Annotated in this window: 15 protein-coding genes; 9 read left to right on the top strand and 6 right to left on the bottom strand. The window is 34.3% G+C overall.

The window, feature by feature from the left end:
* The first annotated feature begins 5 nt into the window (after positions 1-5).
* The gene (locus GXM17_RS03785; RefSeq protein ID WP_163397964.1) at positions 6-1,778 is read left to right on the top strand and encodes a DUF4153 domain-containing protein; all 1,773 of its coding nucleotides are present in this window, start codon (positions 6-8) and stop codon (positions 1,776-1,778) included.
* A 169-nt stretch (positions 1,779-1,947) separates the two neighbouring features.
* Here the strand turns inward: GXM17_RS03785 and GXM17_RS03780 are convergent, their stop codons facing one another.
* Positions 1,948-4,635 carry a carboxypeptidase-like regulatory domain-containing protein gene (locus tag GXM17_RS03780; RefSeq protein ID WP_163397963.1) on the bottom strand — a complete coding sequence of 896 codons (2,688 nt, stop codon included), beginning with the start codon at positions 4,633-4,635 and terminating at the stop codon, positions 1,948-1,950.
* 48 nt (positions 4,636-4,683) lie between these two features.
* Positions 4,684-5,574 carry a GLPGLI family protein gene (locus GXM17_RS03775; protein WP_163397962.1) on the bottom strand — a complete coding sequence of 297 codons (891 nt, stop codon included), beginning with the start codon at positions 5,572-5,574 and terminating at the stop codon, positions 4,684-4,686.
* Positions 5,575-5,723: 149 nt separating this feature from the next.
* On the opposite strand from GXM17_RS03775, the gene GXM17_RS03770 reads away from it, so the two are divergent.
* Positions 5,724-6,620, top strand: a complete 897-nt coding sequence (locus GXM17_RS03770) for a hypothetical protein (RefSeq protein ID WP_341872899.1) — start codon at positions 5,724-5,726, stop codon at positions 6,618-6,620.
* Complete coding sequence (locus GXM17_RS03765) at positions 6,620-7,234, top strand: deoxynucleoside kinase (RefSeq protein WP_163397961.1); 615 nt, start codon at positions 6,620-6,622, stop codon at positions 7,232-7,234. The genes GXM17_RS03770 and GXM17_RS03765 overlap by 1 nt, the downstream gene beginning before the upstream one ends.
* Before the next feature lie 68 nt (positions 7,235-7,302).
* Here GXM17_RS03765 and GXM17_RS03760 read toward each other — a convergent pair whose 3' ends face one another.
* Positions 7,303-10,170, bottom strand: coding sequence for a helix-turn-helix and ligand-binding sensor domain-containing protein (locus tag GXM17_RS03760; protein ID WP_163397960.1), 2,868 nt, complete (start codon positions 10,168-10,170; stop codon positions 7,303-7,305).
* A gap of 325 nt (positions 10,171-10,495) precedes the next feature.
* On the opposite strand from GXM17_RS03760, the gene GXM17_RS03755 reads away from it, so the two are divergent.
* The 6 genes from GXM17_RS03755 to GXM17_RS03730 all read left to right on the top strand — a co-directional run bounded on the left by GXM17_RS03755 (position 10,496) and on the right by GXM17_RS03730 (position 22,184).
* On the top strand, positions 10,496-13,726 hold the full coding sequence (locus tag GXM17_RS03755) for a SusC/RagA family TonB-linked outer membrane protein (RefSeq protein ID WP_163397959.1): 3,231 nt from the start codon (positions 10,496-10,498) through the stop codon (positions 13,724-13,726).
* Positions 13,727-13,743: 17 nt separating this feature from the next.
* Positions 13,744-15,453: a RagB/SusD family nutrient uptake outer membrane protein gene (locus tag GXM17_RS03750; protein ID WP_163397958.1), complete on the top strand. Its 1,710-nt coding sequence runs from the start codon at positions 13,744-13,746 to the stop codon at positions 15,451-15,453.
* Positions 15,454-15,479: 26 nt separating this feature from the next.
* On the top strand, positions 15,480-16,274 hold the full coding sequence (locus tag GXM17_RS03745) for a hypothetical protein (RefSeq protein ID WP_163397957.1): 795 nt from the start codon (positions 15,480-15,482) through the stop codon (positions 16,272-16,274).
* Positions 16,275-16,483: 209 nt separating this feature from the next.
* Complete coding sequence (locus GXM17_RS03740; RefSeq protein ID WP_163397956.1) at positions 16,484-17,944, top strand: glycoside hydrolase family 30 protein; 1,461 nt, start codon at positions 16,484-16,486, stop codon at positions 17,942-17,944.
* A gap of 243 nt (positions 17,945-18,187) precedes the next feature.
* Positions 18,188-19,930: a cellulase family glycosylhydrolase gene (locus GXM17_RS03735; RefSeq protein ID WP_163397955.1), complete on the top strand. Its 1,743-nt coding sequence runs from the start codon at positions 18,188-18,190 to the stop codon at positions 19,928-19,930.
* A 25-nt stretch (positions 19,931-19,955) separates the two neighbouring features.
* A complete protein-coding gene (locus GXM17_RS03730) occupies positions 19,956-22,184 on the top strand; it encodes a glycoside hydrolase family 3 N-terminal domain-containing protein (protein WP_163397954.1) in 2,229 nt (742 codons plus the stop codon).
* Positions 22,185-22,506: 322 nt separating this feature from the next.
* Here GXM17_RS03730 and GXM17_RS03725 read toward each other — a convergent pair whose 3' ends face one another.
* The 3 genes from GXM17_RS03725 to GXM17_RS03715 all read right to left on the bottom strand — a co-directional run bounded on the left by GXM17_RS03725 (position 22,507) and on the right by GXM17_RS03715 (position 25,184).
* The gene (locus tag GXM17_RS03725; protein WP_244307334.1) at positions 22,507-23,526 is read right to left on the bottom strand and encodes a DUF2931 family protein; all 1,020 of its coding nucleotides are present in this window, start codon (positions 23,524-23,526) and stop codon (positions 22,507-22,509) included.
* Positions 23,527-23,602: 76 nt separating this feature from the next.
* A complete protein-coding gene (locus GXM17_RS03720) occupies positions 23,603-25,009 on the bottom strand; it encodes a T6SS phospholipase effector Tle1-like catalytic domain-containing protein (protein WP_163397952.1) in 1,407 nt (468 codons plus the stop codon).
* A 4-nt stretch (positions 25,010-25,013) separates the two neighbouring features.
* Positions 25,014-25,184: a hypothetical protein gene (locus GXM17_RS03715; RefSeq protein ID WP_163397951.1), complete on the bottom strand. Its 171-nt coding sequence runs from the start codon at positions 25,182-25,184 to the stop codon at positions 25,014-25,016.
* Positions 25,185-25,195 lie beyond the last annotated feature (11 nt).

The raw sequence follows: 25,195 nt of genomic DNA, 5'->3' as shown, positions 1-25,195 counted from the left end.
TAAAAATGAGCAAACTTCCTTCATTACATAATGTCCTGATTGCGACGAAAAAAACTATTCTAAGATTTCCTTTAGAAATCATAACCGCTGTCATCGGAACCATTTCTGCTATTATTCTTATCGATTTAAATTACGACAACACTCAGAGAGAGTTTTATGAAAAAACGATTTTGAGCTGCTCGTTATGTCTGGTCTGGTCTCTGTCTGTAAGTTTGTTTTTTGCAGCTAAACAAAAAAATAATATTATACGATACCTTATCAATTTAGGCTTTGCTCCCTTATTAATAACGTTTGTATTTAATTTTTCAACTAGAATATCTGAAGTAGAAGCACAACAGTTTTTTGTACTCAGTCTTGCCTTGCATTTACTTGTTTCGTTTTCAGGATTTTTAACAAAAGCCTATAATCAGGAAGAGTTTTGGGAGTTTAACAAACAGCTTTTTTTAAGAATACTTACGTCTGGATTGTACAGCTTTGTTCTTTATGGCGGGTTGGCACTAGCAATATTAGCTGTAGATCAATTATTTAAAGTTGAATTTGATAGTAAAATCTACGGGTATTTATTTATTACCATTGCAGGAATATTTAATACTATCTTCTTTTTAAACGGCATTCCTGAAACCAATAGTAAAGAATTTCCACTTCGTTTAAACTATCCAAAAGGACTTAAAAATTTTACACAATATATTTTATTACCATTAATAAGTGTTTATTTGGCTATTTTAGTTTGTTACGAAGCCAAAATTCTAATTACATTTTCGTTACCAGTCGGCTGGGTTTCTTATCTTGTTTTGGCATTTGCTATTACCGGAATTCTTTCCTTTTTGCTAATCCATCCCATTGCAGATGAAAACGGAAATTTGTGGATGCGAACTTTCAATCGCTGGTTTTATTTCTTATTAATTCCTTTATTGGCATTATTATTTTGGGCGATTCTCTACCGAATCAATCTTTACGGATTTACGCACGAACGATATTATGTTTTCTTATTATCAATTTGGCTGACAGTTGTTGTGGCTTATTTTCTAATTTCAAAACATCCAAAAATAAAATTCATACCTATAAGCATGTGTCTGGCAGGACTGTTTTCTATTGTGGGACCGCAAAGTGCTGATTCTGTTTCAAAATACAGTCAATTATACCGATTTGAAAATTATCTTCAAAAATACGACGGCAAAAAATTAACTTTTGAACAAGAACAGGAATTGAGCAGTATTGTTTACTTTTTAGATAGAAATTATGGTTTTGAAAGTATGCTTCCATATGCGCATAAAAAATTAGATGCTCTTTACAAAAAAGACAAAGATCCAGGGTCAACTAAAATTATGGAAAGCTTAGGCTTCGAGTATCGATCTCAATACGACCGAAAAGATGAGGCTAATGATTCTTTTAATTATTATTTCTATGAGGATACCGATGAAATAGTTGACATACACGGTTATGATTTTATAATCGTTTTATATAAAAACCGTCCGTACGAGTGCAACAACTGTTTAACTATTAATAAGACTAATTATTCTATTAAATCAAAAGCTACAGATTATGGTCAGGATTTAATAATCAATCAAGATACTATCCCATTAAAAATAAATGATTTCATCAATGCTACTTCTCGTTTTAGAAACAATTATGACGCAAGCAAAAAAATTGAGCAACGAATTGAAAATTCAAAATATACTATTTTACTAACTTATTTGAGTGCAGACGGCAGTATTGAAAACAACAAAAAAACTCCTGAAAATTATCAAATTAAAGGAATGGTTGGTATTAAAAACTAAAAAACAACCCGACATGATTTCACTTTTGTCGGGTTGTTTTTTGTTAGAATATTTATAAAATTCTAAATACCTGTAAATTCGTTTTTAGCCCTGATGGAAACGGCATCCTTTTTCTGGCTCCTTTAGCCAGGAAAGATATAGTGGACAGCAGGATTAGCTTCTAATAAAACTACAAATTATACTTCATAGAAAAAATAATATAGCGAGGCTGGACTGTGTATTGAGAAACCCTTGTTGAAAATTGCGAGAAGCTGTCGTCGTTCAGATAAGTTGTGTTTAATAGGTTGGTCGCAGCGATTTTATACTCCCATTTACTGTTTTTCTTTTGATAAATTAAACTGGCACTTAAAAAATCATATTCGTTATCGACTGATTTGTTTTCGTTGTAATAATGATAGAATTCGTACTCTGAAACAAAAGAAAAACTGTTTAAGAAATAATAGTCTAATCTCGCAAATGGCTTGTCTGTATAGTAAGTGGAACCGCTGTATTTATTGACTACCATATTATAACCAAACTCAATATTCGGCAGATTTTTATAATTTGTAGAAGCTTTTACGGTATAACTTTGAGTAAAACTTTCTGTTGTCGTTAATTCTTCATTTCTAATGTTATTGAATTTTGACCAATTCAGGCTTGCTGTTGCCGAAGCTTTGTAATTCTTTAAAAACGAACGTCCGTAACTTCCCATTCCTGAAAGTGTTTCGTCTGCCAAATTAGAATTATAAGGCACAGATGACTGGTTGATTCCTTCAAAATCGGCTTTGGTTTTAATGGCATCTACTTTTCTCGTGTAGGTCAAATTGGCAAAAATATTCTCGAAATTGAACATATTATACTTAAAATAACGAAGCGAATGCACTTGTGAAGTCGCATTTTCCAAGGAACGGTTTCCACGGAACAGACTGCTGTAACTGGACAAAACATATCCTTCTGCTAATTGGTTGATATCGGTAAAATCATTCGTAAGAGAGAAATTATAAGTCAGCGTTTCTGATTTTTTGATTTGATAAAGCGCAAAGAAATCAGGCAGAATCTTTATAAAATTCTGCGAATAATCTGTTCCTGATTGTGTATTTGTCATTTTGTACGAATGCAGACTAACTCCGGGTGTAAGGGTAAATTTTCCGGCTAAAATCTTGTAATGAAATCCTAAAAAGGTATCATTAAAATTGTAGTTGACATCATTATTATTTGACGGATCATTTAGATCATTTGTGTCTCCATTATCCAGAATCTGAAAAATGTGAGAATTGAAATTCTGGTACGAATACGTATTTCCTAATGTAATATTGATGTTGCTTTTTGGCGTTACCATATAATAGTAATCCAGTTTGGCATCCAGTTTATTGGTTTTCACAAAACGATTCTGATTGAGATCATTTCTTTGCTGACCTGAAGTGTAACCTAATAAATCAAAAGGCTGTGTTCGCAGATTAGCATTATAAAAAGGATTTTCATCCTGATATAAATGCTGCATTTCGAAAGCAAAAATATTTTTGTCGCTTTGGGTATAATACAAACTCAGATTTTGGTTTATTGAAGTTGGATTTTGTTTTTTACCTGTGAAGATTGTTTCAAGATCAGAAACATTATTTACAACCGATTCACGCAGCAAATCTGTATCTTCATCCTGTTTTGTCAGTTTAGTCAAAATATCATAATCAAACTGAAATTTATCGTTCGGTTTATAAGTTGAACTCAATTTAAAAAGACCGAGATTGTTTTTTTGATGCGTTTGTTCTTCTCTTTTATCCTGATTGCCTGAATCTAAAAAAGTAGTCTGAGATTTGGTTTCTAAATCGGTTTTTGAAGCCGAAAGAATTCCGAAACCGCTTATATTCCATTTTTTTGTGACAGAATAAGCAAAATTGGTCGCTCCAAATTTCGTTTCGATTTCTTTGGCCCGGTTATTTCTTAAAAGCGAAATTCCGAGATCATTTGAAGAAACATTAAAATTGCTTCCGCCTTTTCTCATCATGTTTCTAAAACCGCCTGTGAACTTAAAATAATCCTGAGCGGTAATGGGCAACTCTCCGATATTATTAAAATTTGTGATCAGATTGATACTGTATTTCGGACTGTAATAAAACAATTTCGGATTGATAATGTACCTGCTGTCAAGCTCTGCAACCCCTGTTCCAGCTGTTACATCACCAAACCAGAAGTTCTTTTTTCCTTCTTTTAGTTTAATGTTCATAGCCACGTTATCCTGATCATTTTCCAGACCTTTTAACGCACCAATTTCGTTGTAATTCCGTAAAACCTGAACTTTATCGATGGCATCAGCCGGAATATTTTTGACCCCTAATTTGGTGTCTCCGTCAAAAAAGTCTTTGCCTTCCACCATTAATTTGCTGACTTTTTTCCCTTCTACTTCAATTTCTCCGTCGGCATTTACTTCTACACCCGGTAATTTTTTCAGGACATCTTCCAGTTTTCTTTCGGTACCGGATTTAAAAGAATCGGCATTATAGACAATGGTATCGCCTTTTATAGAAACCGGCATTTCACGCACAATTTCGACGCCTTCCAACTCGATTCCGGCGCCATCTAAAACAATATTCTGGGTAATATTTTCAGATTTCGTAGAGACTGCAATTTCTTTAGATTTCATTCCTAAATAACTGACCTTAATAGTATAAGCAGTATTTGGTTTTAACGTTAGCTGAAATTTTCCTTTATCATTGGTAATTCCGTAAGAATCCATTGCTTTTGTACCGTTGTTAAGCGCAATAATATTGGCCATTTCCAACGGATTTTTCTGGTCATCCTGAATGAAACCATCAAAACGGATACTCTGGGAAAAGCTAAATGAAGTACATAAAAAAACTATGAAACAGAGTAGTTTGTTCATTATAAAAGATTGGAATTTGTTTTTAAAAAAATTTGGATTTTATAGTTTTTATCTTCCCATTACCGGAGGTCCACCGGCGCGGCCGCGATTCATTTCCCTAAATTCTTTCATCTTTTTTACCACCGTTTCGTCATATTCTTTCTGAGAAACTTCTTTCCCTTTAGCCGGCGCTTTTATGTCAGCCTTTTCTTTGGCATTCAAAACGATTTTTGAACATAAAATTGTTGTGGTTCCATCATTAATTTCCAAGATCAAACCTGGTAATCCCCAATAATTTTCGGGTCCCTGATTAATTGGAATTTCCGGCGAGTACCATGCCGTTACAACTATTTCTTCTGGCATTTCAAAATTATCTTCAAAATTGGTTTTTGTTTCTCCTGATGTCTTTTTTGCCTCATCCTTTTTATCATCATTGTTTTTAGGCCTTAAGTTTCTAAAATCGGTTTTACTGGTTTCTTTTACAGCCGTTGCTTTATTACAGGTGTAGCCGCCAATTTGTTTGGTTTCCTGTTCTAGTTTCCAGTTTAGTTTTGGCAGCGAATCTTTAACCAGAAATTCTTTCCCCATAAATTCTTTATCGACTGTATAGGTTTTAGTTTTTACATCTTTGTAGAAAGTGCCTCCACCGCCCATCATAGAGCTGAACATCATTCTCATTCCGCCGCCTTGTTGTCCGGGAGCTTCTAATTTTTCTTCTTCCTTATAAATAGAAGCTGACTTATTGAAGTTCAGAATAAATGTTTTTTCTAACATTTTTTTCATTCTTTCTTCCATCGTTTTTTGCATTTCAGGTGTAATATCGCGATTTCCGGCGCGCATTCCATCAAATTTAGGCGCCTGAGTTTTTGACTCATAAACAGCCATTCCCTGAAAATCTTTCTGTGCCTGTACCTGACTGAAAGCAAGTACTAAAAGCAAATAATATGATATTTTTTTCATTGTTTTCTTTTAAAGATTGAGTAATCCGATAAAACTTACATCCAAATGTATTATTAATTTTAAGATGTCGAAAATATAATATATCAATACGGGCAAGGTATAGACAAAATTGTTTATTACTTAGACCATTAGAATCTTAAAAAGTTTAAATGTCAAAATCAACTAAAAAGCATTTTAAAAAGCTTTCTACAGTAGATTTTTGTAATTTGGCGTTCAGAAATCCAATTCAAATGAGCAAAACTGAACGCATAATTTTAATCCTGGTTTTTATTGCCTGTTCTTTTCCGGTCGTTTTTGCGCAAAATCAAAATATAACTGCCACACGCACTACAAATTTCAGTATTAATGCTGATGAATTTTTAGGTTATGACTCTTTTGGGTTTTCATATCAGATAAAAGATAATGTTTTTAGTAAAATAAAAGGGAAAGAGTTTTTTGAATATAAAAACCTCTCATTAGGAAAAATCACAAAAGCAGATATTCTGAATCCACTTAAAATTGTATTGTTTTACGAAGATTTCAACAGTGTGGTTTTGCTTGACAATCAATTAAATAAAATTAGTGAGATTAATTTTTCTCAAAACAATATTCCTATTGTAGTCACGGCCACTGGCATGTCAACTCAAAATCAGCTCTGGATTTACAACTCCCTTAACCAGCAGATTGGCCTTTTCGATTATTTAAAAAACGACTACAAAACGGTTTCAACTCCGCTTACAGAAAACATTAAATTTTACCAGACCGATTTCAATACCTTTTACTGGATTGATGAAAAAAACAACTGGTTTTCCTGCGATATCTTTGGCAAAACATCATCATTAGGAAAAATAGATGATTTTGATAAAATACTGATCTTAAGTCCGAAACAATATATTTACAGCAAAGCTAATTTACTGTATTTTAAAGACATCCAAAACGATGGATCTGAAACCGTTTCTGAAATTGGAATCACAGAAAAATCATTACATAAATTTTATTACAAAGACCAAATTTTATCTATTTTTACACCTAAAGAAATTACCAATTATAAAATCGTAATACCGTAATGCACATAGCAATAGCAGGAAACATTGGCGCTGGAAAAACAACTTTGACTAAATTGCTGGCCAAACATTTTAAATGGGAACCTCATTATGAAGATGTTGTTGATAATCCGTATCTGGATGATTTTTACCACCAGATGGAACGCTGGTCATTTAATCTGCAGATTTATTTCTTAAACAGCCGTTTTCGTCAGGTGCAGCAGATTCGTCAAAGCGGAAAAAAAATCATTCAGGACAGAACGATTTATGAAGATGCCCATATTTTTGCTCCCAACTTATATTCAATGGGTTTAATGACCACCCGTGATTTTGAAAATTATACTTCTTTATTTGAATTAATGGAATCACTGGTAAAACCGCCTGATTTGCTGATTTATTTAAGAAGTTCTATTCCAAATTTAGTCGGGCAAATCCACAAACGCGGACGCGAATACGAAAACTCAATTTCTATTGATTATCTGAGCCGCCTCAACGAAAGGTACGAAGCATGGGTTCAGACTTACGCCAAGGGTAAATTACTGATTATTGATGTTGACAACATTAATTTTGTTGACAACCCTGAAGATTTAGGAAACATCATTAACCGGATTGATGCTGAACTGAATGGATTGTTTTAGGAATATATTTCCAAATAGTACACAAATAAAAACGCCTCATCACTTTTCTCTGATGAGGCATTCCTTTTTTATATACTCATCAAAAACCCAATAAGATTTTCTTTCTTATTTAAACCAAGTTTTTTTCTCAATCGGTATCGGGCCAATTCTACTCCGCCATTCGATATATTCATAATTTCTGCAATTTCTTTGGTTGACATGTTCATCAGTAAATAGGTTGACAAATCCAGTTCTCGTGGAGAAATGGTAGGGTATTTTTCTTTTAGTCTTTTCAGGAAATCGAAATGTACATTTTTAATATGTTTTTCTAAATCTTTCCAGCTTTTGTCGGTATTGACCTCTTTTACAATACTTTTATGAAGCTTATTGAATTCAGATTTCGTTGAATCATCCAATATACTGGTATCGATATCTTTCAGCTTGCTTATTATGGTATTCAGGGTTTTATTTTTCTTTACCACCTGCAACGAATTATTCACAAGCTCTTTGTCTTTTGCCAGAATCTTAATTTGAAGTTTATCACTTTTCAGTTTTTCAATTTCTTTTTCGAGTTCGTGCTGTTCATGCCTGATTTTGGCTTCCTTTTCAAGATACAAACGCCTTTGCTCAATTGTTTCGTAATATTTATTTTTTCTGATTTTTAGCTTAATCCTGTTTGAAATAAAATAAATACCGGAACAGACAATCAACAGATAAAGTAAGTAAGCTGTGATATGCCTGTACCAGGGTGGCAAAATTTTAAATGAAACAACTGAAGGTTCAGACTCAACGCCATAACTATCTCTAACTTTTACTTTCATTATATAATTACCTTCCCTAAGATTAGTATATTCTTTAATTGAAATGGCAGACCAGTTGCTCCATTTTTCGTCAAAGTTTTCTAATTGAAAAGAAAACTGTAAATTTTCGAGATTCTCATAAGTTGGAGATGAAAATGTAAATCGAACATGGTTTGAAGAGTATGGAATTCGTATATTATCAATTTTATTTTGATTACTATTATTTAAAGTGATGGTATCACCGGGAAAAGAAAAAGTGCGGATAAAGGCTCGTGGTTTGGTTATATAGTTATCAAACAATTCAGAGTCGTAATGCGCAAGACCCTCCGTTAGCCCAATAAAAATATTTTTAGAATCAATTGTATTTACGGAAAAATCATTATTGACAATGTTTCCTGTCAGCTTTGAAAATAACGCATCAATATTTTTATATTTATTTTTTTCTTTCATCATAACCCCCAAAGATTCATTATAAGTAAACCATAAATTTGATTTTGAATCTTCTTTTAGATCATTTATAATGGGAATATTTTTAAATAGAGAAGACATTTTTTTATCTTCATAAAATGTTTCCTGCTCAGTTGAGTACTTATAAAAATGATTGTTAGTCTGAAAATAAATTTTACCTTCTATTTTTTGGATACTGCCTATATTCTTGAACTTATTATTGAGACTAACTATTTCCTTAATGTTTAAAAAACTTTTTAAATCTTCGCTTAAAGTCATTCGATACAAAGATTTGTTTCTTTTAAGCCATAAATAAGATTGATCAATCTCAAAATCACCAGATGATTTATCAAATCCATAAACCTGATTGCTGAATTGTAATCCTTTGTCTGTTTTATGAAAAATGGCAAATCCGTCATAATTTGAACCGATAAAAAACCCCGGACGATTTGGTATTTTTTTAAATCCATAATATCCTTTTGAATCAATTACCCTAATTACTTTCCCATTCTTGATTACTAATGCACCTCTGTTATTTGCACAAACAAGTTCATTATCCAGCACCTGTACATTCCATGACTGAGCAGTGGTGCCTTCAACAAGTTTAAACATATCCTCTTTAAAACTGTCGTTCCATAAATGATAAAACACGCCCTGATTTGTTGCAACATACAAATTCCCTTCATACAGAACTGAGGCATAAACGGTACTTATATTATAACTAAATCCGAAATATGTAAATGGTGAACTTTCGTTAACGAAAGCAATTCCATTATCAAGTCCAAGCCAGAGGTTATTTTTATTGTCGATAAAAGATGTTAAAATGGTATTATTCTGAAGTCCTTTTTGTCTATTTAAATGCTGAATAATCTTTCCTTCTAAATCACAAACGATCATTCCATTGAGTACCGAATTTAAAATGATGAATTTATTTTTTATAATAGAACCACCAAGGGAACTGTTTTTTTTAATAAAATCATTTGCCTCGGTTTCCCATGGTATTAAATTATTGTAATCATATAAAAATAGTCCCTCTTCTAAAGTTGCCAAAAGTAATTTATTGTTCTGAAATGAAAAAATACCCCAAACTTCCTTGTCATTTAAAGATAAAGTTCCTTTTAGTTTAAATAATCTGTTGTTTTTATATTCCAAAATACCAGAACCTTTATCCTGAAAGAAAAGTCTGTCTTTGACAAGAAAAGAGAATTGAAATTTTTTTGGAGCATTAAGGACTCTTAAATGGTTATTTTTATAAAAAAAAGCTTTTGTGAAAGATTGAAAAACAACTTCTCCTTGATAGATATGAATCTTCCAGATTAAATTTATATTATGTCTTTCCTTTTTGCTGAGTAATCCGGAGAGAGAGTAATATTCAAATCCTCCTTTACTGTTTGGTTTAAAATAACCAAACTCATCGTTTCCTCCCACAAAAATGTTTCCCGAGCTATCTATCTTGAGACTTTTGACTGCCTCTTTATTTGGGAGGGTATATGTTCGCCATGCTGAACCATCAAATTGAATTAATCCACTATTATTAGCAAAATATACATTACCATTCGCATCCTGATCAATATTCCAGTTTTGCGTACCTCCCTTATATTCTATTCTCTTGTAATTTTTCAAATCCGGCAGCCCTATGCTTTTCACCTGACAAAAGCTATTGCTGATACAGGACAATAATACGCAAAAAAAGTAATTTATAAATTTCATGCTTTTATACCTATTTATAATTAATGTTAATTGTGATTTATACACTATTTTAAATATTTAGAGTATTCAAATTTTATTGTCATCTACAAAATCATAGTTTTTTATAAATGTAGTGTTTTTTTAAAATAATTAACAATATCATAACAATATAAAAATATTTTTATATAATTGAAAATCAAATATTTAAAAATGTTTTGATGTGTTTTTGTAGCGTATTAATTTTTACTTTGATGTGTTTTTGTAAAGAAAATAAAATGTATTTAATTAAAATTTAACTTTATTATTGCATCAAATTACTAATTAATTAACCAAAATTTTTAGAAAAATGAAATTAACAAAATTACTTTTTTTTTGTATTTCGCCTTTATTGTTTTCAGTTATTGCAATGGCACAGGACATCACGATAAATGGAACTATAAATGATGAAAATGGATTACCCGTCCCTGGGGCCACAATTTCGATAAAGGGAACTAATAAAGCAACAGCTTCTGATTTTGATGGAAAATATCAAATTAGTGCACCCTCAAACGGAACATTGGTTGTGAGTTTTGTAGGATATAATACCATTGAACAATCCATAAATGGAAAAACAAAACTTGATATTAAGTTAAAAACAGAATCACAAGGATTAAATGAGGTTGTAGTTATTGGTTATGGTACTCAAAAGAAAGGTCTGATTACCGGTTCTACTGCTAACTTTAAAGGAGAAGCACTTCAGGAACTAAATATGGGAACAGCAATGGAATCACTTCAGGGAATTGCGCCCGGAGTTGCTGTTACCAGAAATAGTGGTGCCCCTGGTGCAGGAACAAAAGTAACTATTCGTGGTATGGGTACAAACGGTAATTCAAATCCTTTGTACATTGTTGACGGGGTACCTGTTGGAAACATAGATTACCTGAGCCCTGCAGATATCGAGTCCATTGATGTCTTGAAAGACGCGGCTTCTGCTGCCATTTACGGTTCAAGAGCGGCAAATGGAGTGGTTTTAGTAACAACGGTAAAAGGACGCAAAGGAAGGCCTGCAAAAATTAGTTATGATTATTATTATGGTATTCAAAATATCTATAAAAACCTGGATCCTCTAAATGCGCAGGAGTATATGTACATTATGGATGAGGGCAATGTTAATGATGGTAAAGCTCCAAATGACTGGCATGCGATGTTAACTAATAATACCTGGCTGAACACCAATTATCCAGGTGCCGGTACACAATTAGGTGATGAAATCTGGAATAACCTGCAAAACGGCTGGAAAGGTACCAATTGGATTAATGAGATGTCTAAAAAAGATGCTCCTGTCGTTAGTCACGCTATTAATATTACAGGAGGCAGCGAAGACATAACATACTCAATGGGGGTGTCCTATTTTGATCAGGATGGTATTATTGGAGGAAATTTGGTAGATGCCGGTTTTAAAAGATTAACTGCAAGATTAAATACTCAAATGGTATTAAAAAAGAATGATCTTCATAATATAATTACTGTTGGAGAAAATATTACTTACACAAACACTCAAAACAGAAGTGTATCAAATGGAGATATTTATGGAAATGATTTGCATAACGCCTTAGTTCAAAATCCCCTAATGCCAGCCTATTGGCAAACATCAAAAGACAGAAATATAAGCCCGTTAGGATTTACCCCAACGTTAGATGGAATCCATAATACTCAAACGAATCCATTAGCGGTACTATATTACAGAAGCAATTTTAGCTACCCAAGAGATAATAAAATTATTGGTAATGTATTTGCAGAAGTTGAACCAATATTGAATTTAAAATTCAGGTCAAGTTATGGAATTGACTCCTGGTTTGGATATGGAAGATCCATGAATCCTACCTATCATTTAGGAGTACTTTATAATGATGCCATTGATGGGGCTTCGCAGAATCAGTATATGGGTATCAACTCGACCTGGACCAATACTATTTCATACGAAAAAAGATTTGGAGATCACAAAATTACTGCTGTTGCAGGGACAGAATTAATTCAATATGATCTCAATAATGAAATTAGTGCGTCCAGAAATGGTTTGTTATTTGGTACTGATCCTAAATATGCGTATTTAAACAATACAAAATCTCCTGCATCAATAAATGACATCAATGCTAACGGTCAGGATAAGGCAGCTGGAGGAGGTGGTATCATGTCCTACTTTGGAAGAGCGCAATATGACTATAAAGAAAAATATCTTCTTTCTGGTACGATGCGTATTGATGCATCCTCAAATTTTTCAAAAGAGAATAGAAGAGCTTATTTCCCATCTGTATCTGGAGGCTGGGTAATTACAAAAGAAGATTTTATGTCAGGCACGTCCGGCATTCTTGATTATGCCAAAATAAGAGCGAGCTGGGGACAAAATGGAAACGAACATATAGATAATGCCTTCTATTATAATTCAAGTATTGCTTATGCATTCCCTGGATATTTTTTCGGAGACACCAAACCAGTTTCAGGTGCTACCGCCTATCCTCTATATCTTCCTAATCCTTTAATATCATGGGAAACATCGGAGCAATTAGATTTTGGTCTTGATCTTGCACTCTTAGACTCAAGATTAGGTGTAAACTTAGACTGGTACAAAAAATCGACTAAAGGATGGTTAGTTAAAGGTGCTATCGGAGGAACAACTGGATTAGAACCCCCTGTTGTCAATGGCGGTACTATTGTAAACTCCGGATTTGAATTTTCGGTAAACTGGAAAGATAAAATTGGTGATTTTAAATATGGTGCTACAGTAAGTGGTGCTTTCAACAAAAATGAAGTAACGCAAGTAAGCAATGCTGATGGAATACTTCATGGAAAATCTCATGTTTTGTCTCAGGGAACTTCTGAGATTTCCAGAGCATCATTGGGGCAACCAATTGGTTATTTCTACGGTTACAAAACAGATGGCATTATTCAAAACCAACAAGAAGCAGATGCTTATGTTGGTCCAACTGGACAACCTTACTTTGCTGACCAGCGCCCCGGAGATGTTCGTTTTGTAGATCAAAACCAGGATGGAAAAATTGACGAACTTGATAAAGGGTATTTAGGAAAACCGAACCCGGATTTTGAGTTAGGTATTCAGTTGAATTTTGAATATAAAAATGTGTATCTAAATACAACAATGGCCGGTAAATTTGGAAGACAGATTATACAATCGTACCGATCTTTCTCTGACAGTCCGAAACAAAACTATACTTCTGATGTATTTGATCGCTGGCATGGTGAAGGGACATCAAACAAGATGCCGAGATTGTCTTCAGTATCAAACAGAAACACCAATGAAATTTCAGACATCTACATGCACGATGCTGATTATTTAAGAATTAATAACTTAACAATAGGATATAATTTTAATGAGGTATTAGCAAACATAAAATTCATATCAAATTTAAAGTTCTATGTAGCTGTAAACAACTTATACACTTTTACAGAGTATGATGGTATGGATCCAGAGGTTCGTTTTGGAGGAGATGATGAAGACTTTCCTTGGGCTTCAGGAGTTGATCTTGGTTTATATCCGCAATCCAGAACAGTAATGTTTGGTTTAAGTGCAGATTTTTAATAAAAATACATTATAAAATGAAAAATATAAAATATTTAATAGCAATTTCAGCACTTTTTGTTGCCTCAAGTTGCGAAGATTATATCGATACTGAGAATATTTACCAAAAAGAATTGGAGACCTTCTACAAGACGCCTACAGATATTAATGAAGCCATGTCGGGTGTTTACAATGCAATCTATACTGTAAATATTCACAGTGAAGAGCAAATGGCTGCTAATCTCATGGACAACATGATGTTTGGCGGTGGTGGTGCTGATGATAAAACTGCTAAATGGGTAGATAATTTTGAAGACCCTGCAGAAGATACGTATCATGACATGTGGCTGCAGTCCTACAAAGGGATCACAAGAACAAATGCGATAATTGAAAGAACACCTGATGCTGATTTTAGTACTTATTTTAATACTCCTGCTGAAGCAGAGAATTTCAAAAAACAAGCCATTGGTGAAGCTTTATTTATGAGAGCCTTTTTCTACTTTAGATTAGCTAAATTCTTTGGTGGCGTTCCTTTAGTTGTGACATTTGACGGAGACAGAAAAGTACCAAGATCATCTTACACCGAAACGTATGCCCAAATTGCTGCTGATTTAAAGCTGGCTATCGAAACCATGCCGGCTACACCAGTAACAAGTATTCCAAGTTCCAGTTATGGACATGCTAACAAATGGGTGGCCGAAGCGTATCTAGCGCGTGTTTACTTGTATTATACAGGCTACATGACCAATATAGAAAAACAAGCCACAGAAACATTGCCATTAGCCGGTGGAGGGACATTGAGTGCTACAGATGTTGCAGCGTATTTGGATGATTGTATGTCTAATAGTGGTCATGCATTAGTTTCCGATTTTAGAAATCTTTGGCCATACTCTTATTTAAACATAGCTGCAGGTACAACAATATTGCCTTGGGCTGCTACTGAAAATTTATCATGGGCCGGACAAGACGGTTTAACATCAAGGTTTGGTGCCGGCAATAAAGAGTCCATGTTTGTACAAAGATTTTCTTTTGGTGACTGGGGATGGACAAATGGTAACATTTATACCAACAGGCTTGCTTTGTTTAATTCAATGCGTGGACAGTCATTAGTTCCTTTTGGAGAAGGCTGGGGATGGTGTACAGTAAATCCTAAATTATGGGGTGGCTGGGATGATGTTGATCCAAGAAAAAAAGGCTCTATACTTCAGGTTGGTCAGGCTGATCAGCGCACAGATACTTATGCTGCAGGAAAAGGAGATCATGAAACAGGATTCTTTAATAAAAAATATGCTTCATTGCAATATCCAACCGCTGCTGGAGCTAACGTAGGTATGTTTATCCAATTGTACGACTGGGCAAATACTGATATGCAGCTAATGCATGCACAGGATTTTATCCTTATGCGTTACGCTGATGTGCTGCTGATGCATTCAGAAATTACTAAAACAGCTACGGGAATAAATGCTGTAAGACAGAGAGCAGGAGGTTTGCCACCTGTTGGTTACTCGATAGAAGCGCTAAAAGAAGAACGTTTACATGAATTTGCATTCGAAGGCTTGCATTGGTTTGACCTCGTTCGCTGGGGAGATGTCGAAACGGCATTCAATGATGTTATTCCTGTAGTAAATTCGGGTACTGCTGCCAATTATACTGCAAAATACAGAACTGAAACGAAAGGTTTAGTACCGATTCCTGAAACAGAAATGAGATTAGCAAATGGAAATTACAATCAAAATCCAGGGTGGTAAAATTAATAACTATTAATAACTAGAATATGAAAATTAATAAAATAATATATCTCATCCTTGCTTCATTTTTGCTTGTTTTTACAGCATGTGATCCCATCGTGGATGAAGCAAGTTTAACTGATTCGACTGATGTTGCGGGAGTTGAACTGGTAGCCAGACAAAGTACCCCGGGAGGTAATAAAGTTACAATTAGTATGGTTTCACCCGGAATTACAGGATATTGGAATTATAATTTAGGTACTGCACTTACAAATGAGGTAACATTTGTTTACCCAATACCTGGTAAATCTACATTTACCTATGTAGGAACTTTAGGTTCTCAATTTTTCACCAAAACAATTGATGTTCAAATTGATCAGCTTGACACACCATTAGATCAGGATTGGTACGACTTAGTAAGTACTAATACATCCGCTGGTAAGACATGGGTTTTTGATGGTGCAGCCGGCTCCGGAAAGTTCTGGTGGTTTATGTCTCCTCCTGATAATACTGATTCGGCTATGTCTGCCTGGTGGAATGCAGGTGATTGCTGTCCTCCAGTTGATGCAAGCGGAAAAATGCATTTTGACTTAGATGGTGCAGCCAATTATAATCATTATGCCACAGCTTCTGCAACACCTACAAAAGGAAGTTTTGTATTAGACGTAGCTAATAAAAAACTGATTATCAAAGATTCTAAAATCTTAGGATATGAAGCAGCAAGTCCTGATAATATCTATACAATTATTACGCTTACCGAAGACAAACTAGTTTTATATGTCCCAAATAAAAATGTAAAAGATCCAGGTACCGGATGGACATTCGTTTTTAAACCCCAATAAATAATGTTTGTTAGTTTTGATCTCGAAAAGGGAAATCTAATTCCCTTTTTCGAATCATCAGGCTGAATTATTAAAAATTAATACAATTTTAAAGAGAGTTTAAGTTTGGTTGTTTAAATAGCCCATATTCTTTTTTGATTATGGGCTATTTTTTAATCGGTTTTTATACTACTCTAAATGATTAAAATCTTCAAACAATAAACATAAAAATGAAAAAAATTGGCTTTATTATTACTTGTTTATGTTTATCTTTTTCTGGGTATCCACAACATAAAAAACCAAAGCAGAAAAAAGAATTTACTACAAATAATAAAACGATCACAGTATACACCACTGCTGACAACACAAATTTAAGGCTAACCCTTACGGATAATTTAAAATTTTCACCTTCTAAACAACCTGTAGAAACTGAAATTTCAGTTTTTGTAGAACCTTCCAAAAGGTTTCAGACGTTTATGGGAATTGGAGGTGCTATTACGGATGCAAGTGCCGAAATATTTGCTAATCTTTCAAAAGAAAAACAAACAGAATTCCTAAATGCTTATTATGATACTCAAAAAGGAATTGGTTATTCATTGCTAAGAACAACGATACAAAGCTCTGATTTTAGCAGTGGAAGCTACTCTTATATTCAGGAAGGCGACAGCGAATTAAAGACTTTTTCTATTGAACATGATAAAGAATTTAGAATTCCATTAATCAAACAAGCTATAAAAGCTGCCGGAGGAAAAATACCTGCCTATGCAACACCATGGTCACCGAATGCTTTTATGAAAAGCAATAAAAGTGTACTTAAAGGCGGAAAATTATTACCTGAATTTTATCAGCCCTGGGCTAATATGTATGCAAAATTTATAAAAGCGTATGAAAAAGAAGGAATTCATATCTGGGCAACCTCTGTACAAAATGAGCCTATGGCAACCCAAACCTGGGAATCCTGCTTATATACCGCTGAAGAGGAGAGGGATTTTCTCAAAAATTTTCTTGGGCCTACATTAAAAAAAGAAGGTTTAGGAAATGTAAAAATTATAGCGTGGGATCATAACCGCGACTTAATGGTACAAAGAGCAAATGTGATTTTTTCAGATCCGGAAGCTTCAAAATACGTTTGGGGAATGGGTTTTCACTGGTATGAAACATGGACCGGAGCACAACCAATGTTTGAAAATGTAGCGAGGGTTCACGAAGCCTACCCTGATAAAAAATTAATATTTACCGAAGGTTGTGTCGAAAGATTCGATGCTGCAAAATATCAGTTTTGGCCAAATGCCGAAAGATACGGAACCTCGATGATTAATGATTTCAATAACGGAACTGTGGCCTGGACCGACTGGAATATTCTTTTAGACCAGTTTGGAGGACCAAATCACGTTGGTAATTTTTGCTTTGCCCCAATCCATGCAGATACCACAACCGGCGAATTAATTTATACGCCGTCTTATTTTTATATTGGTCATTTTTCTAAGTTCATTCGCCCGGATGCCGTTAGGGTCAGCACATCCGTAAGCAGAAGTTATTTGTCCAGTACTTCTTTCTTAAATAAAAATGGAACCATGGCAACTGTAGTAATGAATCACACAGATAATGAAATCACTTATAATTTAATTGTCGCAACTGAAAAAACTGTCGTAAAAATACCCGCACACGCAATACAAACTTTAATTTATTAATTTTTTTGTTTAGTTATTCAGCCCTTTCTTTCTTAGCATTAAAAAGATTTGAAAAAATCAGTTTAGAGCCAGATGAAAACAAAACAATAAAATTCATTTGTTAACGAAGATTTAAAATGAGTTTCTGAAAAAGGAACTTTTACTATTCGGGTTGCAGATCTGAAAAAAAGATTTTTCGCTAAAATAAAATTAGAGCAGACAGAATTTTGCTGATTTCATATACATATTATTCAAGTAAAGATTATGACAAAATTAATTTTAACCTTACTGTCACTGTTGTTTTCAATAGTTTTTTCCGGACAGGGCTTTTTGCGTAGAGAAGGACAAAAAATTGTCGATGGCAAAGGAAATAATATCCTATTGAGAGGTTTAGGCTTGGGAGGATGGATGGTTCAGGAAGGATACATGCTCCAAACGCAGCCTTTCGCCAGTCCGCAATATCAGATTAAGCAAAAAATTCAGGATTTGATTGGCGAAAAAAACACACAAGAATTCTATGCCGCTTACAAAGCAAACGGAATTACAAAACGGGATATCGATTCATTAGCTGTATGGGGATTTAATTCTGTCCGCTTGCCAATGCATTACAATTTATATACACCTCCTGTTGAAGCAGAAAAAAATGGCGAAATTACCTGGATCGAAGAAGGATTTACCATGACTGACAATTTGCTGAAATGGTGTACAGAAAACAAAATGTATCTTATTTTAGATTTGCATGCTGCTCCAGGCGGACAAGGCAATGATGCAGCAATTTCAGATTATGATACTTCCAAACCTTCACTTTGGGAAAGTGAAGCTAATCAAAAAAAGATGATTGCCTTATGGAAAAAAATTGCTTCACGTTACAGAGATAATCAGTGGATTGGAGCTTACGACATTATTAATGAACCCAACTGGAATTTTACCGGTGAAAACAAAAACGGCTGCGATGAAACTTCAAATGCCCCATTAAGGGAATTGATGGTAGCGGTTACTAAAGCAATTCGGGAAGAAGATCCTAATCATTTAATTTTTATTGAAGGAAATTGCTGGGGGAACAACTACAACGGAATTTTTCCTTTATGGGATGAAAACATGGCATTGAGTTTTCATAAATACTGGAATTATAACACTACTGCTTCGATCCAAAAAATGCTGGATTATCGTACACAATATAATGTTCCGATCTGGCTCGGAGAAAGTGGCGAAAACTCAAATGTCTGGTTTAAGGATGTCATTTCTTTAGTGGAAAAGAACAATATCGGCTGGGCTTTCTGGCCAATGAAAAAAATAGAAAATATTGCAGGAGTAACTTCAGTTAACAAAATTCCTGAATATGATGTTTTATTAAAGTACTGGAAAAATGGTGGTGAGAAACCTTCTGCAGATTTTGCCAGGAAAACTTTAATGAAAATAGCAGATAATTACAAAATGGAAAACGTAACGGTAAAACCGGATGTGATTGATGCGATGTTCAGGCAGGTTCAGACCAACAACACCAAACCATACAAAAAACACTCTATCCCAGGGAAAATTTTTGCCTTTCAATATGATTTAGGAACAAATGAATATGCTTATAAGGATAATGACTTTGTGAATTACAGAGTAGAAACAGGGGATTTTGAAGAATGGAACAGAGGAAATTCCATGCGGAATGACGGTGTAGATATTTTGCCCTGCAAAGACACTGAGACAAACGGATATCAGGTCTCCTTTATTGAAGATGGCGAATGGCTGTTGTTTACTACAGAAGTTTCAAAACAAAAAGTTTTTAACGTCGCTATTCGGTATTCTAGCGCAAAATCAGAAGGGAAACTTCATTTGGAAACTGAATACGGTAGCAAATCAGAAAGTATTCTTCTTACTCCTACAGGTTCTGATGACAATTGGAAAACCATTATTTTATCAAACGTAGTTTTAAATTCCGGAACAAATAAAATTAAAGCAATTTTCGAAAAAGGAGGTTTTAATCTGAATTACCTGGAGTTTAATACAGAAAAATAAAAGCACAACCTTAATATATATTTAAATGAAAAAAATAACTGCGATAGCCTTGTTGATGATTTCCTTATTGGCATCAGCTCAACAAGAAACAATAGACCAAAGAATAAATTCGTTAATAAAAAAGATGACGCTGGAAGAAAAAATAGGTCAGCTTAATCAGTACACAGGAGATAATCAGGCAACCGGGCCCATTACTATTAACCCAAACAAGCAAAACGAAATCAAACAAGGTTTAATCGGTTCGATGCTTAATATTATCGGGGCAAAATATACCAGACAATATCAGGAGCTGGCAATGCAATCCCGTCTTAAAATTCCGTTGTTATTTGGCCAGGACGTGATTCACGGATACAAAACCACATTTCCAATTCCGCTGGCAGAAGCTGCAAGCTGGGATTTAGAAGCTATTGAATTGGCAGCAAGAGTCGCGGCAACAGAATCTGCAGCAAGCGGTATTCACTGGACATTTGCACCAATGGTTGATATTGGGCGTGACCCGCGTTGGGGAAGAGTAATGGAAGGTGCAGGAGAAGATACTTATCTGGGTTCTAAAATTGCGTATGCAAGAGTAAAAGGATTTCAGGGAAATAAATTAGGCGATCTAAATTCGGTTTTGGCCTGTGTAAAGCACTTTGCAGCGTATGGTGCAGTAACAGGCGGACGAGATTATAATTCAGTTGACATGAGTGAAAGAATGTTATGGGAAACTTACCTCCCTCCTTTTAAAGCCGCTTTAGATGCCGGTGCAGCCACTTTCATGAACTCATTTAATGATTTGAATGGAATCCCGGCTACCGGAAATGCACATTTGCAAAGAGATATTTTAAAAGGGAAATGGAACTTTCAGGGATTTGTAGTTTCTGACTGGGGATCTATTGGTGAAATGGTGGCTCACGGTTATTCAAAAGATCTTAAAGCCGCCGCTTATTCTGCCATTACTGCAGGAAGCGATATGGATATGGAAAGTAATGCCTACCGTTATAATTTAGCAGAATTGGTTAAGGAGGGAAAAGTTTCTGTTGATTTAATCGATGATGCGGTAAAAAGAATTCTTCGTAAAAAATTCGAATTAGGATTATTTGATGATCCTTACCGATACTCTGACGGCAAAAGAGAGACAAAAGAACTGAACAATCCTGAAAACAGAAAAGCAGCGCTGGATGTCGCTAAAAAAAGTATTGTTTTGCTAAAAAATCAAAACGAAACTTTACCACTTTCCAAAAACTTAAAAACAATCGCTTTTATTGGTCCAATGGTTAAAGAATACAAAGCCAACATGGGATTCTGGGCTGTTGATTTACCGGAAGTCAATTATGACAAATGGGTGGTTTCGCAATGGGATGGTTTGCAAAATAAAGTAGGCAAGAATACCAAATTACTTTATGCAAAAGGTTGTGAAGTTACCGGAGACAATAAAGATGGTTTTGCCGAAGCAGTTGCCACAGCAAAACAAGCAGATGTTGTTATTCTGAGCATTGGTGAAAGACATGACATGAGCGGAGAAGCAAAAAGCCGAAGTGATTTGCATTTGCCGGGAGTTCAGGAAGATTTAGTAAAAGCAATTCAGGCAACAGGAAAACCGGTTGTAGTTTTGGTAAATGCCGGAAGACCGCTTATTTTTAACTGGACAGCAGATAATGTTCCTGCGATTGTATACACGTGGTGGTTAGGAACCGAAGCAGGAAATGCAATTGCTGATGTTTTATTTGGAGATTATAATCCCTCTGGAAAACTGCCAATGACTTTCCCTAGAGAAATAGGGCAAATACCTATTTATTACAATCATTTCAGTACGGGAAGACCGGCTCCGAATGAAGATGCGAAAGGCTATGTTTCTTCTTATATCGATTTAAAAAACTCGCCTAAATTTCCTTTCGGTTACGGGTTGAGCTATACAAAATTTGATTATAGCAATTTAAAATTATCTTCTCTAAAAATGAAAAATACAGAAACCATTAAAGTTTCGTTTCAATTATCAAATGTCGGAAAAGTAACAGGAGAAGAAGTGGTTCAACTCTATTTACAGGATAAATTTGGCTCTGTAGTACGTCCTGTTTTAGAATTAAAAGATTTTCAGAAAGTAAAATTAAATGCCGGAGAATCTAAAACTATTGAGTTTACAATTGACAAAGAGAAACTTTCTTTCTACAATGATAAATTAGAATGGAAAGCTGAACCGGGAGATTTCGAAGTTATGATCGGAGCTTCATCGGCAGATATTAAACTAAAATCTGATTTTGAATTGGCAGATTAAAAATAGGTTTTTAAAGGTAGTGTCTCACTAACTAAATACAGGAGCTAAACTTTTCAACTTACACACTTTTTGGGATAGTGTTGCAAAATGCCTCGATTACATTTTGGTCAATTGAGGCATTTTTTTTCTAAAACGTCTTCCGATTTCTATCTTTTGCGTGCTCCATTCCGAGAGAGCCATTATCTGCTGACCAGTGTAAATATTGATTACGCAGTTTTCGCAAATCATTTTGTTCTGCTATTTCCCGCTAATAATCTTTAACTTTCATCTGCTGATTTAACCCCTTTGTAAATTATCATAAACAATCTGTCATTTAAAAAAATTAATAAGGAGTAGGTTTAGTAAACGATTCCTGCGAAATAATAGCATCTTTCATATCTATTTCTGCAGTTGCTGTTTTTAGTTTTATCGAAATTCCTTTTGTTTCCCGGGGTTTTGTATTCCGGTCTATTTCAATTATAAACTTGATTTTTTCTTCTGCTTTGATAGTCTCAAAAATGGCTTTGGACTTTTTTTCATCAAAGAAAATATCACTTTCCATGCGTCTGTCATTAACATCATGCCAGACAATATTTATTTTTCGGGGAACTGCTCGTTCTTTTATTGGCATTACATTGCCGTTTAAACTCAAAAAAATCGATTCGAACTCTCCATTAATATAATTAATTCCGATAGTTTCTACTTTGTCTTCTTTTTTAACAATTGGCGTAATAGGATATTTTTTAAAAAGAGTTTCCCAATACCAAAAAGGGATTGTCCCGTTTTTAATCTGGTCTTTTATTTCTTGAGGCAATCTGCTCACTAAATCTGCTACATCTTTATCCATTTCACTATTATCTTCCATCTGTTCACGAGCAACTTTCCAATCAACATTATTATCAACGTGTGCCTGATAGCGCCCTACAATAGTCATGTCTGATTGACTAAATACATACAAAACGACCATACCTCCAGGGAACAATCCAGCATTAATAACAAAATGATAATCTCTTACAATACCAACTTTTTTGGTTTCAACATCCCAATAAGGTCTTTCACTCCCATTTATCATTAATGCTTCTATTTTTTCAGAATCGAGTTTAAAAATTCCCGAATAACTTTTGTTTTCTGTATAGGAAAGCCATGTTATATCTAGTATTTTAGGAACTATTCCTGTAGCTTCTCCGGACGAAGATCCATCATTATCTCCAAGATCATAGCTATTTATGATATCATCAAAAGGCATATAAACGTAACCGCTTTTCGATTGGTCACTTAATAATAAATGCCCTGAAAAAATCTCGGCAGGATAGTTTTTAGGTGTACAGACAGCAGCTGTCCAATTATATTTTTTTTCTTCCATTTTATCTTGACAGGAGATGAGCGTTATATTTAGCAACGCTGTTATTATAAATAATTTAAAAGTTCTTTTCATAAGGCTATCCTGAAATTTTTTTTCGTTTTCTAATTACATTACCATAATTATCCTTCTGTGGTTCCATACCAATGCCGTCCATACTGGCAGAACAGTGCAGATATTTGTTACGTAAATCAGGAAGCAAATAATAATCAGCGACTATTGTATTAAAATCATTAATTTCTTGTTGGTTTTTCCATTCTTTTTTTCGTTTCGATTCTATTTGTTTTTTTGTATAAAATTTCATTTTAGGTTTTCTTTCAAAAGCGTATTCATCTATGCGTTTTTTAACATTCTCTAAAGAAGAGGGGATTTTATATTTATTTTCTTTATTTAAAAAATTTAGATAATCCCATGGAATTTTATATTTGCGTTTTCCAAATTCTGCCATGAGGTGTAGGATTACAAAACTATATTTATTACTCAGAGTCCTTGTGCCTTTTAAATAATAAGGAACTAATGAAGGTAATTCTTTTAATTGATCAGGATTAAACCAACCCTGCTCCAGAACATGTTTTTTTTCGTCTTCAATTTTAGTGGCATGCTCGGTAAGTATTACAATTTCTTCCCCATTTTTATATCCCCCGCCAATATCTGAGTGACATCCCGGAAGTGTAAGCTCAATACTGTTAGCTCCCGCACTGGCAATATTGGTAAGGGGAAAATTCTCGCGGTATTCATCTTCTGCGGTAAGGTGCACTGTAAACCCAACAGCAGGAATTTGTAGTGGTACTTTGTCATCCTCAATATCATCAAAAACATTACTGCCGTAAGAAGAGACTGTGTCGTATAATCCTAAAAATCGTATTTTTATTCGATAGGGTTTTACTTTATATCCCAGCTCCTTAAATGCTTTGCCTAAATACCCCTGATTATAAGTATCTCTATCTTTGGGATTTTTTACCTTATACAATTCATTTACAAAAATACGGGCTGCTGTAGCTCCTCGGCTAAAGCCAAAAACATCTACATATAAAGTACTTATATTTAATTCTTTTTTTTCTTGTAATCTTTTTACAATATCCTGACAACCTTTTTCTACTTTTTCAAAAAGACCAGTTTCTCCAGTTCCATATCCCTGACCACGGGTAAAATCTCCATAATAATCAAGTGTCCCATCTTCATTTTTATCCGGATTTTTAGTTCCAATTCCTTCTACATAAACTGAATAATAATGGTTTCCTTTATTTTTAGGATATGCTTTTTCCAATCTGTCCACATTAGAATGATCGTTTCCATAACTGGCATTTGACCCATCCTTATTTGACGCATAGGTATTTTTTAATTCAGGATCTTTTCGCCTGCCTTCTATATTTTCTCTGTTATTTGAGGTGCCGTCAAAGAAAACGCCCAGATAAACATCATTTCTTTCTTTGTTATCTTCTTTAGGCGGCACAAATCGTGGTTTGCCAAATAGTATATTGCTCATTTTGTTACGATTTATTACCTTTTATATTTATCTTTTTTCCTGAAATCAACGTCAGGTTTTCTTTTGTTGCGATTATTTCTACTTTTTCAGCAGTTTCTTGCAACGTGCCGGAAAAATTCGTGTGAGTATTCTTTATTTTTATATTTAAATTTTTTGCTGTTTTATTAATTGCCATAAATATTATTT

The sequence above is a fragment of the Flavobacterium fluviatile genome (assembly GCF_010645065.1).
In the GTDB taxonomy this organism is placed as follows: domain Bacteria; phylum Bacteroidota; class Bacteroidia; order Flavobacteriales; family Flavobacteriaceae; genus Flavobacterium; species Flavobacterium fluviatile.
The sequence above is the reverse complement of the archived record's forward strand: the minus strand, read 5'-3'. Positions and strand labels throughout refer to the sequence as shown.

Bases quoted from the DNA above. Each gene is read 5' to 3' on its own strand.
- GXM17_RS03785 (WP_163397964.1), top strand. From the start codon at position 6: ATGAGCAAACTTCCTTCATTACATAATGTCCTGATTGCGACGAAAAAA.
- GXM17_RS03780 (WP_163397963.1), bottom strand. From the start codon at position 4,635: ATGAACAAACTACTCTGTTTCATAGTTTTTTTATGTACTTCATTTAGC.
- GXM17_RS03775 (WP_163397962.1), bottom strand. From the start codon at position 5,574: ATGAAAAAAATATCATATTATTTGCTTTTAGTACTTGCTTTCAGTCAG.
- GXM17_RS03770 (WP_341872899.1), top strand. From the start codon at position 5,724: ATGTCAAAATCAACTAAAAAGCATTTTAAAAAGCTTTCTACAGTAGAT.
- GXM17_RS03765 (WP_163397961.1), top strand. From the start codon at position 6,620: ATGCACATAGCAATAGCAGGAAACATTGGCGCTGGAAAAACAACTTTG.
- GXM17_RS03760 (WP_163397960.1), bottom strand. From the start codon at position 10,170: ATGAAATTTATAAATTACTTTTTTTGCGTATTATTGTCCTGTATCAGC.
- GXM17_RS03755 (WP_163397959.1), top strand. From the start codon at position 10,496: ATGAAATTAACAAAATTACTTTTTTTTTGTATTTCGCCTTTATTGTTT.
- GXM17_RS03750 (WP_163397958.1), top strand. From the start codon at position 13,744: ATGAAAAATATAAAATATTTAATAGCAATTTCAGCACTTTTTGTTGCC.
- GXM17_RS03745 (WP_163397957.1), top strand. From the start codon at position 15,480: ATGAAAATTAATAAAATAATATATCTCATCCTTGCTTCATTTTTGCTT.
- GXM17_RS03740 (WP_163397956.1), top strand. From the start codon at position 16,484: ATGAAAAAAATTGGCTTTATTATTACTTGTTTATGTTTATCTTTTTCT.
- GXM17_RS03735 (WP_163397955.1), top strand. From the start codon at position 18,188: ATGACAAAATTAATTTTAACCTTACTGTCACTGTTGTTTTCAATAGTT.
- GXM17_RS03730 (WP_163397954.1), top strand. From the start codon at position 19,956: ATGAAAAAAATAACTGCGATAGCCTTGTTGATGATTTCCTTATTGGCA.
- GXM17_RS03725 (WP_244307334.1), bottom strand. From the start codon at position 23,526: ATGGAAGAAAAAAAATATAATTGGACAGCTGCTGTCTGTACACCTAAA.
- GXM17_RS03720 (WP_163397952.1), bottom strand. From the start codon at position 25,009: ATGAGCAATATACTATTTGGCAAACCACGATTTGTGCCGCCTAAAGAA.
- GXM17_RS03715 (WP_163397951.1), bottom strand. From the start codon at position 25,184: ATGGCAATTAATAAAACAGCAAAAAATTTAAATATAAAAATAAAGAAT.